This is a genomic window from Citrobacter sp. Cpo065 (genome assembly GCF_030332805.1).
In the GTDB taxonomy this organism is placed as follows: Bacteria; Pseudomonadota; Gammaproteobacteria; order Enterobacterales; family Enterobacteriaceae; genus Citrobacter; species Citrobacter portucalensis.
The window spans coordinates 185,844-201,927 of record NZ_JAOWHC010000031.1 but is presented as its reverse complement, the minus strand read 5'-3'; the positions used below and the strand labels follow the sequence as shown (position 1 = coordinate 201,927).

Annotated in this window: 12 protein-coding genes; 8 read left to right on the top strand and 4 right to left on the bottom strand. The window is 54.0% G+C overall.

The features are described 5' to 3' along the window. Positions 1-4: 4 nt before the first annotated feature. From lptB to npr, 6 genes are all read left to right on the top strand, one after another. Positions 5-730 carry an LPS export ABC transporter ATP-binding protein gene (gene lptB / locus OGY68_RS12040; protein ID WP_003828761.1) on the top strand — a complete coding sequence of 242 codons (726 nt, stop codon included), beginning with the start codon at positions 5-7 and terminating at the stop codon, positions 728-730. A gap of 46 nt (positions 731-776) precedes the next feature. Then, the gene (gene rpoN / locus OGY68_RS12035) at positions 777-2,210 is read left to right on the top strand and encodes an RNA polymerase factor sigma-54 (protein WP_008785934.1); all 1,434 of its coding nucleotides are present in this window, start codon (positions 777-779) and stop codon (positions 2,208-2,210) included. A gap of 22 nt (positions 2,211-2,232) precedes the next feature. Further along, positions 2,233-2,520 (top strand): ribosome hibernation promoting factor, encoded by a 288-nt coding sequence (gene hpf / locus OGY68_RS12030; RefSeq protein WP_003025078.1) that lies wholly within the window; start codon positions 2,233-2,235, stop codon positions 2,518-2,520. Between the two features lie 83 nt (positions 2,521-2,603). After that, the gene (ptsN, locus tag OGY68_RS12025; protein ID WP_003025083.1) at positions 2,604-3,095 is read left to right on the top strand and encodes a PTS IIA-like nitrogen regulatory protein PtsN; all 492 of its coding nucleotides are present in this window, start codon (positions 2,604-2,606) and stop codon (positions 3,093-3,095) included. A 45-nt stretch (positions 3,096-3,140) separates the two neighbouring features. After that, positions 3,141-3,995 carry an RNase adapter RapZ gene (gene rapZ, locus OGY68_RS12020; protein ID WP_003025085.1) on the top strand — a complete coding sequence of 285 codons (855 nt, stop codon included), beginning with the start codon at positions 3,141-3,143 and terminating at the stop codon, positions 3,993-3,995. After that, the gene (gene npr / locus OGY68_RS12015; protein ID WP_003828770.1) at positions 3,992-4,264 is read left to right on the top strand and encodes a PTS phosphocarrier protein NPr; all 273 of its coding nucleotides are present in this window, start codon (positions 3,992-3,994) and stop codon (positions 4,262-4,264) included. Before rapZ ends, npr begins: the two co-directional genes overlap by 4 nt. A 66-nt stretch (positions 4,265-4,330) precedes the next feature. Here npr and mtgA read toward each other — a convergent pair whose 3' ends face one another. From mtgA to mnmL, 4 genes are all read right to left on the bottom strand, one after another. Further along, entirely contained in the window at positions 4,331-5,050 is a 720-nt protein-coding gene (gene mtgA, locus OGY68_RS12010; RefSeq protein ID WP_057067621.1) for a monofunctional biosynthetic peptidoglycan transglycosylase, read from the bottom strand. Then, the gene (elbB, locus tag OGY68_RS12005) at positions 5,047-5,700 is read right to left on the bottom strand and encodes an isoprenoid biosynthesis glyoxalase ElbB (RefSeq protein ID WP_048236855.1); all 654 of its coding nucleotides are present in this window, start codon (positions 5,698-5,700) and stop codon (positions 5,047-5,049) included. Before elbB ends, mtgA begins: the two co-directional genes overlap by 4 nt. A gap of 229 nt (positions 5,701-5,929) precedes the next feature. Beyond that, complete coding sequence (gene arcB / locus OGY68_RS12000) at positions 5,930-8,266, bottom strand: aerobic respiration two-component sensor histidine kinase ArcB (RefSeq protein WP_020996355.1); 2,337 nt, start codon at positions 8,264-8,266, stop codon at positions 5,930-5,932. Positions 8,267-8,435: 169 nt separating this feature from the next. Further along, entirely contained in the window at positions 8,436-9,365 is a 930-nt protein-coding gene (mnmL, locus tag OGY68_RS11995; protein ID WP_103014945.1) for a tRNA modification radical SAM protein MnmL/YtqA, read from the bottom strand. A 684-nt stretch (positions 9,366-10,049) separates the two neighbouring features. On the opposite strand from mnmL, the gene gltB reads away from it, so the two are divergent. Both gltB and OGY68_RS11985 read left to right on the top strand, forming a co-directional pair. Next, positions 10,050-14,510, top strand: a complete 4,461-nt coding sequence (gltB, locus tag OGY68_RS11990) for a glutamate synthase large subunit (protein ID WP_020996357.1) — start codon at positions 10,050-10,052, stop codon at positions 14,508-14,510. 12 nt (positions 14,511-14,522) lie between these two features. Then, complete coding sequence (locus tag OGY68_RS11985; RefSeq protein ID WP_008785940.1) at positions 14,523-15,941, top strand: glutamate synthase small subunit; 1,419 nt, start codon at positions 14,523-14,525, stop codon at positions 15,939-15,941. Positions 15,942-16,084 lie beyond the last annotated feature (143 nt).

Genomic DNA, 16,084 nt, shown 5'->3' with positions numbered 1-16,084 from the left:
CGTTATGGCAACATTAACTGCAAAGAACCTTGCAAAAGCCTATAAAGGCCGTCGTGTGGTTGAAGATGTCAGTCTGACCGTCAACTCCGGGGAGATCGTCGGTCTGCTCGGTCCTAACGGTGCAGGCAAGACAACAACCTTTTACATGGTAGTCGGAATTGTCCCGCGCGATGCGGGCAACATTATCATTGATGACGAAGACATCAGTCTGCTGCCTCTGCATGCGCGCGCGCGTCGCGGCATCGGCTACTTACCGCAGGAAGCGTCTATTTTCCGTCGCCTGAGCGTGTTTGATAACCTGATGGCGGTGCTGCAAATTCGTGACGATCTGACCAGCGAGCAGCGGGAAGATCGCGCCAACGAGCTGATGGAAGAATTCCACATCGAGCACCTGCGTGACAGCTTAGGTCAGTCGCTCTCCGGTGGTGAACGACGCCGCGTGGAGATCGCTCGCGCACTGGCCGCTAATCCGAAATTTATCCTGCTGGATGAACCGTTTGCCGGTGTTGACCCGATTTCTGTTATTGATATTAAACGGATCATCGAACACCTGCGCGACAGCGGCCTTGGCGTGCTGATTACCGACCATAACGTCCGCGAAACGCTGGCAGTGTGTGAGCGCGCCTATATCGTAAGTCAGGGGCACCTGATCGCGCACGGCACGCCAACAGAAATACTGCAGGATGAGCACGTTAAGCGCGTATACCTTGGGGAAGACTTCAGACTCTGATAGGGTAGAAGACTTCACGTCACTGCAGGAGAAAACAACTCTGAACATGAAGCAAGGTTTGCAACTCAGGCTTAGCCAACAACTGGCGATGACGCCTCAGCTACAACAGGCTATCCGTCTGTTGCAGCTGTCCACGCTGGAACTTCAGCAAGAACTTCAGCAAGCGCTGGAAAGTAACCCACTGCTAGAGCAAACCGATCTTCACGACGAAATTGATACCCAGGAAAAACAGGACAGCGAAACCCTCGACACCGCAGATGCACTCGAACAAAAAGAGATGCCTGAGGAGTTACCGCTTGACGCCAGTTGGGATGAAATATACACCGCCGGGACGCCTTCGGGCACCAGCGGGGATTACATCGACGACGAACTGCCTGTGTATCAGGGTGAGACCACGCAATCACTACAGGATTACCTGATGTGGCAAGTGGAACTGACCCCGTTCTCGGATACCGATCGCGCCATTGCGACATCCATTGTGGATGCGGTAGACGAAACCGGTTATCTCACCGTGACCCTGGACGATATTCTCGAAAGCATGGGCGATGACGACGTCGGTATGGACGAAATCGAAGCCGTGCTTAAACGCGTTCAGCGCTTTGATCCCGTTGGCGTGGCCGCCAAAGATCTCCGTGACTGCTTACTGATCCAACTTTCGCAGTTTGATAAAGCCACGCCGTGGCTGGAAGAAGCGCGTCTGATCATCAGCGATCACCTCGATCTGTTAGCCAACCATGACTTCCGCACCCTGATGCGCGTGACCCGGCTGAAAGAAGACGTGCTGAAAGAAGCCGTCAATCTTATTCAGTCGCTGGATCCAAGACCTGGACAATCGATCCAGACCGGCGAGCCGGAGTACGTTATTCCGGATGTGCTGGTGCGTAAGCATAACGATCGCTGGGTGGTCGAACTCAACGGCGACAGCATTCCGCGCTTACAGATTAACCAGCACTACGCCGCGATGTGCAATAGCGCGCGCAACGATGCCGACAGCCAGTTTATTCGTAGCAATCTGCAAGATGCGAAGTGGCTGATTAAAAGCCTGGAAAGCCGCAATGATACGTTGCTGCGCGTCAGCCGCTGCATCGTTGAGCAGCAGCAAGCTTTCTTTGAGCAAGGCGAAGAGTATATGAAACCGATGGTGCTGGCGGATATCGCCCAGGCCGTCGAGATGCACGAATCGACCATTTCCCGTGTGACCACGCAAAAGTATCTGCACAGTCCGCGCGGCATTTTTGAATTGAAGTATTTCTTTTCCAGTCACGTTAACACTGAAGGCGGAGGTGAAGCCTCATCCACAGCTATCCGTGCGCTGGTGAAGAAATTAATTGCTGCGGAAAACCCCGCGAAACCGCTGAGTGACAGCAAGTTAACCTCTATGCTGTCAGAACAGGGTATCATGGTGGCACGCCGCACCGTTGCGAAGTACCGAGAGTCTTTATCCATTCCGCCGTCTAACCAGCGCAAACAGCTGGTGTGACCCAACCGATAAGGAAGACACTATGCAGCTCAACATCACTGGAAACAACGTCGAAATCACCGAAGCCCTGCGCGATTTTGTGAATACAAAATTTGCCAAGCTCGAACAATATTTCGACCGGATTAATCAGGTCTATATTGTGTTGAAAGTGGAGAAGGTTACACATATCTCGGATGCAACACTGCATGTGAACGGTGGCGAAATTCATGCCAGCGCGGAAGGTCAGGATATGTACGCCGCCATTGACGGTTTAATTGATAAACTGGCTCGGCAGTTAACAAAACATAAAGATAAACTGAAACAGCACTAACTTGTCCGGGCAGTTAGCGGGTGCAGGACGGCCTGTTGTGTAGCACAACGGGCCATTTGTACAGTTAGCGCTTAGGTGAAATTATGACAAATAACGATACGACTCTACAACTGAGCACTGTTCTTAACCAGGAATGTACACGCGCAGGCGTTCACTGCCAAAGCAAAAAACGCGCACTGGAAATCATCAGCGAACTTGCGGCAAAACAGCTTAGCTTGCCTTCTCAGGTGGTATTTGAAGCCATTCTGACGCGTGAAAAAATGGGCAGTACCGGCATCGGTAATGGTATTGCTATCCCGCACGGAAAGCTGGAAGAAGACACGATGCGCGCGGTTGGTGTGTTTGTTCAACTCGAAACACCCATCGCCTTCGACGCCATTGATAATCAACCTGTCGATCTGCTTTTCGCCCTGCTGGTCCCGGCAGACCAAACCAAGACGCATTTGCATACGTTGTCACTGGTCGCAAAACGTCTGGCAGATAAAACCATCTGTCGTCGTCTGCGCGCCGCGCAGAGTGACCAGGAGTTGTATCAAATCATCACGGACACCGAAGGTGGACAGGATGAAGCATAACAACCCAATGGCATCCTTTTTTGTCGTTGTGAGGAGAAACAGTACATGGTACTGATGATCGTCAGCGGCCGTTCAGGGTCAGGTAAATCTGTCGCCCTGCGTGCGCTGGAAGATATGGGTTTTTACTGCGTGGATAACCTTCCCGTAGTGCTGTTGCCCGATCTGGCTCGTACACTGGCCGATCGCCAGATTTCTGCGGCCGTCAGCATTGATGTGCGCAACATGCCTGAGTCCCCGGAAATTTTTGAGCAGGCAATGAATAATCTGCCTGAGGGTTTCTCACCACAGCTGCTGTTCCTTGATGCAGACCGTAACACGCTGATTCGTCGCTACAGCGACACGCGCCGTTTACACCCGCTCTCCAGCAAGAACTTGTCTCTGGAAAGCGCTATCGATAAGGAAAGCGATTTGCTGGAGCCACTGCGCTCTCGCGCTGACCTGATCGTTGATACCTCCGAAATGTCCGTACACGAACTGGCGGAAATGTTACGTACCCGACTGCTGGGTAAACGTGAACGTGAATTGACGATGGTATTCGAATCCTTTGGTTTCAAACACGGTATCCCGATTGATGCGGATTACGTCTTTGACGTGCGCTTTCTGCCTAACCCACACTGGGATCCGAAGCTGCGCCCAATGACCGGTCTTGACCGCCCCGTCGCCGCATTCCTCGACAGGCACACAGAAGTACACAATTTTATCTACCAGACTCGCAGCTATCTTGAGCTATGGTTACCCATGCTGGAGACCAACAACCGTAGCTACCTTACCGTAGCCATCGGCTGTACCGGCGGGAAACACCGTTCGGTGTATATTGCAGAGCAGCTGGCAGACTACTTCCGCTCACGCGGTAAAAACGTGCAGTCACGCCATCGTACGCTGGAAAAACGTAAATCATGACCGTGAAGCAAACCGTTGAAATCACCAATAAGCTGGGCATGCATGCCCGCCCAGCGATGAAACTGTTTGAATTGATGCAGGGTTTCGAAGCAGAAGTTTTGCTGCGCAATGATGAAGGAACGGAAGCCGAGGCCAACAGCGTTATCGCTCTGCTGATGCTGGATTCAGCCAAAGGGCGTCAGATAGAAGTCGAAGCCACGGGACCACAGGAAGTAGAAGCCCTGGCCGCAGTGATTGCCCTGTTTAATTCAGGGTTTGATGAAGATTAATCGAGTACACAGAACGTAGCCAGTAGGCCGGATAAGGCGTTTACGCCGCATCCGGCAATAACTACGCTAATACAGCTTATTTTCCCGCATAAACGACTCACCACCTAACTGGCGCATTTGGCGCATAATCCAGGCCTGGCGGTTACGCACATAACCAGAAGGCGCATTCGCCTTAAAACGCAAAGGATTGGGCAATACTGCCGCCAGCAAGGCCGCTTCAGACAGGCTCAACCGACTGGCCGGTTTATGAAAATACCGTTGCGCCGCCGCCTCCACGCCAAATACTCCATCGCCAAACTCGGCGATATTCAAATAGACGGTCAGAATACGTTTCTTACTCCAGACTGTTTCCATGCCCAGCGTTAGCCCGGCTTCGAGACCTTTACGCACCCAGCTACGTCCATCCCACAAAAAGAGGTTTTTCGCCGTCTGTTGCGATAACGTTGACGCCCCGCGAATGCGGTTTTCATTGCGTTCATTGTGCGCCAGCGCTTTCTCTATGGCGGTGACGTCAAACCCCCAGTGGTCTGGAAACTTCTGGTCCTCTGCAGCAATCACCGCCAGTCCCATCCACGGTGAGATCTCATCCATACTCACCCAGTCCGAGTGCGCCACATAGCCGAAATCACCGGACAGCCATGCGCCCAGCTGTCGCTCGACCATTACCGCCGAGAAAGGCACAGGCATCACGCTGAAAAGTGCGATGCCCCCGCCCCAGAATACGGCGAGGACAACCACCACCCGCAGAAAAATACGTCGCAGAAAGGCGGTTACTCCTTTTCTCATTCAGTCAGCACCAGCACACGCGATACCAGTTTATCGATGCCACTCGCAGCCTGAGCGATGTCCTGCGCCAGCATATAGGCAGGCGTGGTGACGATTTTGTTGTCTTCATCGACGACAATGTCATCAACCGGACAAGGCACATGCTCAGCGCCCATCTCTTCCAGCACCTCTGCCGTGTCGATATCAGTGCCGATGGTCAGACGCAGCGGGAAGTCAAAAATTTTAGGTAACATGGCAGGCGCAATGCACATAAACCCCAACGGCTTACCCGCCTGATGCATGGCCACCGCCAGCGCGGCTAAATCGCTGTCAACCCGGCATTCGCTGCCCTGACTGGCAAAATTGCTCAGATTTTTGGCCGCACCAAACCCACCCGGCACGATCAACGCATCCAGTTCCGATGAGACTGCCTGCGCAAGTGGGCGAATATCACCACGTGTGATACGCGCGGCTTCAATCAGCACATTGCGAGTTTCCAGCATCGACTCGCCGGTCAGATGATTAATCACATCCGCTTGTTGTTTATCAGGTGCGAAACAGACAGCCTGAGCACCGTTGCGAGCAATGGCCAGAAGCGTGAGAACAGTTTCATGGATCTCTGCACCGTCATACACGCCGCATCCGCTGAGCACTACACCCACTTTTTTCATCGCAATACTCCTTTCTCAACTGGCTGAAACATATTAGTTATTATGATTTAAATGCTACGCTTCACACATTTAACTGATTCATGTAACAAATTATTTAAGATTTGCTATCTTAACTGCGTGCGGCCTGAAAATTAGGGCTGCGCCCTTGTAAACAATGATAATAATTTACGGCGCAGCCACGATTTCCCTGGTGTTGGCGCAGTATTCGCGCACCCCGGTCAAGCCGGGGTCATTTTTTTTCCACACTCGCCACCCAGGCTTTTAATACTGCCACGTCGTGCTGCCACTCCTGCTTCATCTCTTCAATCCATTCAGCAACGTTATCTTCCCAGGCAGGAAGATCCGGCGACTGGATTTGCTGACCAAGCTGTTGCAGGTGACGCAGCCCCACTGAACCTGCTGCGCCTTTAATTTTATGGCCTTCCTCAACAACACCTTTTTTATCCCGTGCCGTCAGGTTGGACTCCAGCACGCTCAAATATCCCGGCATCATCTTCTCAAACACCGCCAGCCCGTCGGTAATTAACTTCGGTCCCACCAGCTCGAGGTATTGTTCCAACATAGGAATATCTAACAGCGCTTGCGATTTACTGCTTTCTTCAGATGTCACAGTGCTCTCCTCTTCGTTTCGGGTATCCCAGTATTTTTTGATCATGGCGGTTAGCGCCGGAACCGACAGCGGCTTACTCAGCACGTCGTCCATGCCTGCGTCCAGATACTCTTTTTTATCTTTCAGTACGTTGGCGGTGAGTGCAACCAGCGGTGGCAGATCTTCACGGGCATATTTTTGCGTGAGCTCCCGCGAGATATCCAGACCGGTCATATCCGGTAGCTGAATATCCAGCAGCACCAGGTCATATTCACCCGGCGTAAACATTTCCAGCGCGGCTTTCCCGGTCATCGCGACATCCACGCTGTTGCCTAATTTTTCCAGCACGGAGCGCGCAACAATAACGTTCAGCTCAATGTCTTCTACCAGCAGCACATTCAGGGCTGGCAGCGGCATTTCATCGTCTTCAAAAGCATCTTCAATCTCTTCCGCTACCGCGGGGGCATGCACGGTTAGCGTAAAGATGGACCCTTTTCCTGCCTGGCTGGAAACCGTAATATCACCGCCCATGTTTTTCGCCAGACGCTTCGACACGGCCAAACCAATCCCTGTCCCCGTAGCCGGTTTACCGCCGTTACTGTCCTTCACCTGATAATACATAGCGAAGATTTTATCCTGCTCATCCTGCGGAATGCCGATGCCGGAATCTTCAACTTCGAAATGCAGCATATTCCCCTGGTCATAGCGCGCCCGCACGGTCACCTGCCCCTGCTGGGTAAACTTCACGGCGTTGCTGATCAGATTCCACAGGATCTGACGCAGACGCGTTCCGTCGGTAATGACCTTATGCGGCAGCGGTAACGTCGGCTCAAGCACAAAGCGCAGCCCCTTTTGCTGCGCCTGTAGGCCAGAGAGGTTTTCCAGATCCGCCATAAAGCTGGTGAAATCGATTGGCTGGTTATCGAGCTGGACTTTACGTCGCTCCATCTTATCCATGTCGATAATATCGTTGAAAATATTCCCCAGCGTCACAGCAGAGACGTGGATTGTTTTCAGATATTTTTCCTGCTCCGCGGTCAGATCCGTATCCAGCAGGATCCGGCTTAAGCCGACAATGCCGTTAAGCGGGGTGCGCAACTCGTGGCTGATGGTAGAAATAAAGGTGGTCTTATCGCGGCTGGCGCGCTCAAGCGCATCCTGATAACGCTTACGCTCGGTAATATCGCGCCCAAAGCCCATCAGACCATGTCGTTTACCTACGCGGTCATAGTAAGGCACTTTGCGAATTTCAAAGCAGGCTTTGCGCCCGTCCGGGTAGTCCAGCCACTGTTCGTAGGTGAGCGAAACATTATGACGGAACACCTTCTCGTCGGTCTCAATCACCTTTTCAGCCGCTTCAGGAGAGTAAACGTCAGCCGGTTTTAAGTTCACCAGCTGCTTTTCGCTTTTGCCGGTCAGCAGCTCCATAGCACGGTTACAGCCGGAAAACTCTTTATCTTCATTGCGATAAAAAACCAGATCCGGCGAGGCATCAAGGAAAGAGCGTAAAAAGGAAGACTGTTGCTCAAGCTGGATCTGCGCCTCTTCGCGCTCTTTGATTTCAACCTTCAGTTGCTCGAATGTTTCCTGGCGCTCTGCTTCGGCTTTTTCACGCTCAACAATTTCCTGATTGAGCTGGGCAATATTATCTTTCAGCTGCACATTGAGCTTGAGATCGCGCTCGCGCATCTCTTCCAGCTTTTGTACCAGTCGTGACAGGCGTTGCCGGGACTCCTCAAGTTGCTCCACCACCACAGACAAGAAATAGACGGCCCAGGGGGTAATTAACAGACCAAAAAAGATAGAACGGATGACATCAATGCTTTCTACCTGGCCATGCAGCACCATGGTGACAGCCATCTGCACCACAATTGCCAACACGACCAGAGCCAGCGCCAACAGCAGCGAAAAGCGCACCAGACCTAACTTCATCATCAGGTCGACGTAATATTGCGCCAGCATACGGATTTGCTTCATAGAGGGTTCCTTCACGACAACTTGGCACAATAATACTCAATTCTCAGCGTGACGTTGAAGATTGTGCAAGAAATGCGGAGGTTATCGGTGAAATGACCGCGGAGAGGCCATCAGGCAAGCAGGCGCAGATTGCCGGATGTCGGCTTTGCCTTATCCGGCCTACGGAGAGTTAGTTCTCAGGCTGTACCCATGGCGTACCGAGCGCCGAGCCTTGCACACCGTACTTGTTAAGGTACTTATCCAGTTCGACCATGCCGGTCCAGCGGTTTTCACACCATAGCGGTGCCAACAGCGTTGGGCGGCGCGCGCTGGCGGAAATTCGATGATAAATCACCTCTGGCGGCGTATGACGGATCATCTCCCCGGCGGTAACCGTATAGTCGTCCAGTTCAATTCCGTTCAGCCGCCCGGCTTCCCAGGCTTTCGCCATCGTACTGCCTTTCACAATATGCAGCGGGTGCAGCTTAATACCGTCAACACCCGTCTCCACTACACGTTCCATGGTTTGCAGGCATTCTGCCTGCCCTTCTCCCGGCAGACCGACAATCAGGTGCGAGCACACTTTCAGCCCACGCTCGCGTGCCAGTCGCGTAGTGCGTTGGTAGCAGGCAAAATCATGGCCGCGGTTAATACGATGCAGGGTTTTGTCATGCGCGGTTTGCAAACCGAGCTCCAGCCATACCTCATAGCCGAGGTCTTTATACTCGCAAAGCAGATCGAGTACCGCATCCGGCACGCAGTCGGGGCGCGTCCCAACGCATAACCCGACGATACTGGCCTGGCTAACCGCCTGCTGATACATCGAACGCAGCACCTGCACTTCAGCAAAGGTGCTGGTATAGGCCTGGAAATAGGCCAGATAGCGTTTCGCGCGATTGACCAGATGCGCCTGATGCTCAAGCTGCTCGGCAATAGAATGGTGCTGCTGTGCTTCATCGGCAAACGAGGCGACATTGCAGAAAGTACACCCGCCACGTCCGATGGTGCCATCACGATTTGGACAGCTAAAGCCGCCGTGAAGCGTGAGTTTATGAACCTTTTGCCCGTAACGGCGAGAAAGATCCCCACCAAACATATTGACTAATTTCTGTAACTGCATAATCTGGTAGACCGCGCCTTGAAAAGAGGCCAAAGCCTGCCATTTTTTGCCCCAGTCGGCGATGACCTGGATCAATCGCCCTGGCGTGCTTTTATTCATTGCATAACAAATCAAAATAATCGAAATTTCATTCATTCAAAATGAAATTACTTTTCCTTATATCCGACAGTTTTTTTTATCTTCTTATACTCTCAGCATAAAAACAGTATCTTTAAGACGCCAAAACTCTAAAAACCAGCATAAAATGCCAAGCATAGCGATAAACAAAGGGAGGACGGGGGATATACAGCCTTTCTGACAGTGAGACAGATCACACTTCGCTCTCCATTCTCCTTGCGTTAAATCAATGTAAAAAAGCCTTAAATTTCAATATATTCATAAAGTTAATCGCCCTATAGCACATTTTTGCATAAATAAGATTGCCATTTGACCTGTGTGTGGATTCCCGATAACGTGGAAATCCGCTGGAAGCTTTCTGGATGAGCAGCCTGCTCATCATATTTATGCAGTAATTGAGATTCCCTCTGAAGCAAGTCCTCAAACTTGTTTGACCTATGCGAAAAGGATAAAGAGGGCGAATGCGAGGTAAGCGTATGACACGCAAACCCCGTCGCCATGCTCTTGGTGTGCCCGTGCGCAACGGTCCAGATGGGAATCCCGCAGAGCCTGGGGAGGTTCACTGATATGTTGTACGATAAATCCCTTGAGAGGGATAACTGTGGTTTCGGCCTGATCGCCCACATAGAAGGCGAACCTAGCCACAAGGTAGTGCGTACCGCCATACACGCACTGGCCCGCATGCAGCACCGTGGCGCAATTCTAGCCGATGGTAAAACCGGCGATGGTTGCGGTTTGCTGTTACAAAAACCTGACCGCTTTTTCCGCATCGTGGCGCAAGAGCGCGGCTGGCGTTTAGCTAAAAACTACGCCGTCGGCATGATCTTTTTAAATAAAGACGCTGAACTGGCTGCGGCTTCTCGTCGCATTGTCGAAGAAGAATTACAGCAGGAGACCCTGTCGATTGTCGGCTGGCGCGACGTGCCGACCAACGAAGGTGTTCTCGGTGAAATCGCCCTCTCCTCCCTGCCTCGTATCGAGCAAATTTTTGTCAACGCCCCTGCGGGCTGGCGTCCGCGTGATATGGAGCGCCGCCTGTTCATCGCGCGCCGTCGCATCGAAAAACGCCTCCAGGACGATAAAGACTTCTACGTCTGTAGCTTGTCGAACCTGGTCAATATCTATAAAGGTCTGTGTATGCCGGCGGATCTGCCGCGCTTTTACCTGGACCTGGCGGACCTGCGTCTGGAATCGGCCATCTGCCTGTTCCACCAGCGCTTCTCCACCAATACCGTACCGCGCTGGCCGCTGGCGCAACCGTTCCGCTACCTGGCGCATAACGGTGAAATCAACACCATCACCGGCAACCGCCAGTGGGCACGCGCACGTACCTATAAATTCCAGACACCGCTGATCCCTGACCTGCACGACGCCGCACCGTTCGTTAACGAAACCGGCTCCGACTCCAGCTCAATGGATAACATGCTGGAACTGCTGCTGGCTGGCGGGATGGACATTATCCGTGCCATGCGTTTACTGGTGCCGCCGGCCTGGCAGAACAACCCGGATATGGACCCGGAGCTGCGCGCGTTCTTTGACTTTAACTCCATGCACATGGAGCCGTGGGATGGCCCGGCGGGCATTGTTATGTCCGACGGCCGCTTTGCCGCCTGTAACCTTGACCGTAACGGCCTGCGTCCGGCGCGCTACGTCATCACCAAAGACAAGCTGATTACCTGCGCCTCTGAAGTTGGGATCTGGGATTATCAGCCGGATGAAGTCGTCGAGAAAGGTCGCGTCGGCCCTGGCGAGCTGATGGTTATCGATACCCGCAGCGGGCGCATTCTGCACTCCGCCGAAACCGATGACGATCTGAAAAGCCGTCATCCGTACAAAGAGTGGATGGAGAAGAACGTCCGCCGTCTGGTGCCGTTCGAAGACCTCGCAGACGATCAGGTCGGCAGCCGCGAACTGGACGATGACACGCTCGCCAGCTATCAGAAACAGTTTAACTACAGCGCCGAAGAGCTGGATTCCGTGATCCGCGTGCTCGGTGAAAACGGTCAGGAAGCGGTCGGCTCAATGGGTGATGATACCCCGTTTGCCGTGCTGTCCAGCCAGCCGCGCATCATTTATGACTACTTCCGCCAGCAGTTCGCGCAGGTGACTAACCCGCCGATCGACCCGCTGCGTGAAGCGCACGTTATGTCGCTGGCCACCAGCATCGGTCGTGAGATGAACGTCTTCTGCGAAGCCGAAGGTCAGGCACACCGCCTGAGCTTTAAATCGCCGATCCTGCTGTACTCCGATTTTACCCAGCTCACCACCATGAAAGAGGAGCATTACCGCGCCGACCGCCTGGATATCACCTTCGACGTGACCGAAACCACGCTCGAAGAGACCGTCAAAGCATTGTGCGATAAGGCGGAACAGATGGTGCGTAACGGTACTGTGCTGCTGGTGCTCTCTGACCGTAACATCGCGAAAAACCGCCTGCCGGTTCCGGCACCGATGGCCGTAGGCGCAGTGCAAACGCGTCTGGTAGAACAAAGCCTGCGTTGCGACGCCAACATCATCGTTGAAACCGCCAGTGCCCGCGACCCGCACCATTTTGCTGTCCTGCTTGGCTTTGGCGCGACGGCCATTTATCCGTATCTCGCGTATGAAACGCTGGGACGACTGATCGACACTCAGGCGATTGCCAAAGATTACCGGACCGTGATGCTGAATTACCGTAACGGCATCAACAAAGGTCTGTACAAAATCATGTCCAAAATGGGCATCTCGACCATTGCCTCTTACCGCTGCTCGAAGCTGTTTGAAGCCGTTGGTCTGCACGATGATGTCGTGGCGCTGTGCTTCCAGGGCGTGGTCAGCCGCATCAGCGGCGCAGGGTTTAGCGACTTCCAGCAGGATCTGCTGAACCTCTCCAAACATGCATGGCTGGCACGTAAACCTATCAGCCAGGGCGGCTTGCTCAAATACGTCCACGGCGGCGAATACCATGCCTACAACCCGGACGTGGTGCGCACGCTGCAACAGGCGGTACAAAGCGGCGAGTACAGCGACTATCAGGAATATGCCAAGCTGGTCAATGAGCGTCCGGCGGCCACGCTGCGCGATCTGCTGGCGATAACGCCTGGCGATGAAGCCGTAAGCATTAGCGAAGTAGAACCCGCGACCGAACTGTTTAAACGCTTTGATACCGCAGCTATGTCCATCGGCGCATTAAGCCCCGAAGCACACGAAGCGCTGGCCGAAGCCATGAACAGCATCGGCGGCAACTCGAACTCCGGTGAAGGCGGTGAAGACCCGGCGCGCTATGGCACCAATAAAGTGTCGCGCATTAAGCAGGTTGCTTCCGGTCGCTTTGGCGTAACCCCGGCGTATCTGGTCAACGCCGATGTCATCCAGATTAAAGTCGCTCAGGGCGCGAAACCTGGCGAAGGCGGTCAGTTACCGGGTGATAAAGTCACCCCGTACATCGCCAAACTGCGCTATTCGGTACCGGGCGTGACGCTGATCTCCCCGCCGCCGCACCACGATATTTACTCTATCGAAGACTTAGCGCAGCTGATTTTCGACCTCAAACAGGTCAACCCGAAAGCGATGATCTCCGTGAAGCTGGTTTCCGAACCAGGCGTTGGCACCATCGCCACAGGCGTGGCGAAAGCCTATGCGGATCTGATCACCATTGCTGGCTACGATGGCGGTACCGGCGCAAGCCCGCTCTCCTCGGTGAAATATGCGGGCTGCCCGTGGGAACTCGGTCTGGTGGAAACCCAGCAGGCGCTGGTCGCTAACGGTCTGCGTCACAAGATTCGCCTGCAGGTTGATGGCGGTCTGAAAACCGGTGTCGATATCATTAAAGCGGCGATTCTGGGTGCGGAAAGCTTCGGCTTCGGTACCGGTCCAATGGTGGCGCTGGGCTGTAAATACCTGCGTATTTGCCACCTGAACAACTGCGCAACCGGCGTGGCGACTCAGGATGACAAACTGCGTAAGAATCACTATCACGGCCTGCCGTTCAAAGTGACTAACTACTTTGAATTTATCGCCCGCGAAGTCCGTGAGCTGATGGCGCAACTGGGTGTGAAGCGTCTGGTGGATCTGATTGGTCGTACCGACCTGCTCAAAGAGCTGGAAGGGTTTACCGCCAAGCAACAGAAACTGGAACTGTCTCGTCTGCTGGAAACCGCCGAACCGCATCCGGGTAAAGCGCTGCATTGCACCGAGAACAACCCGCCGTTTGATAACGGCGTGCTGAACGCCCAGTTGTTACAGCAAGCGAAACCGTTTGTCGACGAGCGCCAGAGCAAAACCTTCTGGTTCGATATCCGCAACACCGACCGTTCCGTTGGCGCGTCGTTGTCGGGCTATATCGCGCAAACGCATGGCGATCAGGGGCTGGCGTCTGACCCAATCAAAGCGCACTTCAGCGGTACCGCAGGCCAGAGCTTCGGCGTGTGGAACGCGGGCGGCGTGGAGTTGTATCTGACCGGTGATGCCAACGACTATGTCGGTAAAGGTATGGCGGGCGGTCTGCTGGCAGTGCGTCCTCCGGTTGGCTCTGCTTTCCGTAGCCATGAGGCGAGCATCATTGGTAACACCTGTCTGTATGGCGCCACCGGTGGCCGCCTGTTTGCCGCGGGTCGTGCAGGTGAGCGCTTTGCAGTACGTAACTCCGGCGCAATCACCGTGGTTGAAGGTATTGGCGACAACGGCTGCGAATATATGACCGGCGGCATCGTCTGTATTCTCGGAAAAACGGGCGTCAATTTCGGAGCGGGTATGACGGGTGGATTCGCCTACGTGCTCGACGAAGACGGTGAGTTCCGCAAACGCGTGAACCCGGAACTGGTAGAAGTGCTGAACGTGGACTCGCTGGCTATCCACGAGGAACACCTGCGCGGTTTGATTACCGAGCACGTACAGCATACCGGCTCTTCACACGGCGAAGAGATCCTGGCTAACTGGCCAGCATTCTCGGCGAAATTCGCGCTGGTAAAACCAAAATCCAGTGATGTGAAAGCACTGTTGGGTCACCGTAGTCGTAGCGCAGCAGAGCTGCGTGTGCAGGCGCAGTAAGGGGTAGCAGCAATGAGTCAGAACGTATACCAATTTATCGACCTGCAGCGCGTTGATCCGCCTAAGAAGCCGCTGAAGATCCGTAAGATCGAGTTTATCGAGATCTACGAGCCGTTTTCCGAAGGTCAGGCCAAAGCACAGGCAGACCGCTGCCTGTCCTGCGGTAACCCGTACTGCGAGTGGAAGTGCCCGGTGCATAACTACATCCCGAACTGGCTGAAACTGGCGAACGAGGGGCGTATTTTTGAAGCAGCAGAACTGTCGCACCAGACCAACACTCTGCCGGAAGTCTGTGGCCGCGTGTGCCCGCAGGATCGTCTGTGTGAAGGATCCTGTACGCTGAACGATGAGTTCGGCGCAGTGACTATCGGTAACATCGAGCGCTATATCAACGATAAAGCATTCGAAATGGGCTGGCGCCCGGATATGACCGGCGTGCGTCAAACCGACAAGCGCGTGGCGATCATCGGTGCCGGTCCGGCAGGCCTGGCCTGTGCTGATGTGCTGACCCGTAACGGCGTGAAGGCGGTGGTGTTTGATCGTCATCCGGAGATCGGTGGTCTGCTGACCTTCGGCATCCCGGCTTTCAAGCTGGAGAAAGAGGTCATGACCCGCCGTCGTGAGATCTTCACCGGCATGGGTATTGAGTTCAAACTCAACGTCGAAGTGGGCCGTGACGTCCAGCTCGACGACCTGCTGAAGGATTACGACGCGGTATTCCTTGGCGTAGGTACTTATCAGTCGATGCGCGGCGGACTGGAAAACGAAGACGCTTCCGGTGTGTTTGATGCCCTGCCGTTCCTGATCGCCAATACCAAACAGTTGATGGGCTTTGGCGAAAGCAGCGACGAGCCGTACATCAGCATGGAAGGCAAACGCGTCGTCGTTCTCGGCGGCGGCGATACCGCGATGGACTGCGTGCGGACCTCGGTTCGCCAGAACGCAGCACATGTCATCTGCGCTTATCGTCGTGACGAAGAGAACATGCCGGGTTCCAAACGCGAAGTGAAAAATGCGCGTGAAGAAGGCGTCGAATTCCAGTTCAACGTCCAGCCTTTAGGCGTGGAAGTGAACGCCAACGGTAAGGTATGCGGTGTGAAAATGGCGCGTACCGAAATGGGTGAACCGGATGCGAAGGGCCGTCGCCGTGCGGAGATCGTCGCCGGTTCCGAACACGTTGTTCCGGCAGATGCGGTGGTACTGGCGTTTGGCTTCCGTCCGCACAGTATGGAGTGGCTGGCAAAACACAGCGTCGAACTGGATTCTCAGGGCCGCATTATTGCTCCAGAGCGCAGCGACAACGCCTTCCAGACCAGCAACCCGAAAATCTTCGCCGGTGGCGACATCGTGCGCGGTTCGGATCTGGTGGTCACCGCGATTGCCGAAGGTCGTAAAGCGGCAGACGGTATCCTGAACTACCTGGAAGTGTAATACAGCCTCTTAAGGCATCTCATCTGCCCTGGTGGGTGAGATGCCAAATTCCTGCCGCAATACCGCCAAACCTGCCGATTAAGCCAGTCTGACAACACGTTTAGTAAACAGGGCAAATAACCTTAACACCCCAAACAGATCGA

Excerpts from the sequence above, each read along its gene's own strand:
- elbB (WP_048236855.1), bottom strand. The coding sequence starts at position 5,700 with ATGAAAAAAGTGGGTGTAGTGCTCAGCGGATGCGGCGTGTATGACGGT.
- arcB (WP_020996355.1), bottom strand. The coding sequence starts at position 8,266 with ATGAAGCAAATCCGTATGCTGGCGCAATATTACGTCGACCTGATGATG.
- rpoN (WP_008785934.1), top strand. The coding sequence starts at position 777 with ATGAAGCAAGGTTTGCAACTCAGGCTTAGCCAACAACTGGCGATGACG.
- ptsN (WP_003025083.1), top strand. The coding sequence starts at position 2,604 with ATGACAAATAACGATACGACTCTACAACTGAGCACTGTTCTTAACCAG.
- hpf (WP_003025078.1), top strand. The coding sequence starts at position 2,233 with ATGCAGCTCAACATCACTGGAAACAACGTCGAAATCACCGAAGCCCTG.
- OGY68_RS11985 (WP_008785940.1), top strand. The coding sequence starts at position 14,523 with ATGAGTCAGAACGTATACCAATTTATCGACCTGCAGCGCGTTGATCCG.
- npr (WP_003828770.1), top strand. The coding sequence starts at position 3,992 with ATGACCGTGAAGCAAACCGTTGAAATCACCAATAAGCTGGGCATGCAT.
- gltB (WP_020996357.1), top strand. The coding sequence starts at position 10,050 with ATGTTGTACGATAAATCCCTTGAGAGGGATAACTGTGGTTTCGGCCTG.
- lptB (WP_003828761.1), top strand. The coding sequence starts at position 5 with ATGGCAACATTAACTGCAAAGAACCTTGCAAAAGCCTATAAAGGCCGT.
- mnmL (WP_103014945.1), bottom strand. The coding sequence starts at position 9,365 with ATGCAGTTACAGAAATTAGTCAATATGTTTGGTGGGGATCTTTCTCGC.
- mtgA (WP_057067621.1), bottom strand. The coding sequence starts at position 5,050 with ATGAGAAAAGGAGTAACCGCCTTTCTGCGACGTATTTTTCTGCGGGTG.
- rapZ (WP_003025085.1), top strand. The coding sequence starts at position 3,141 with ATGGTACTGATGATCGTCAGCGGCCGTTCAGGGTCAGGTAAATCTGTC.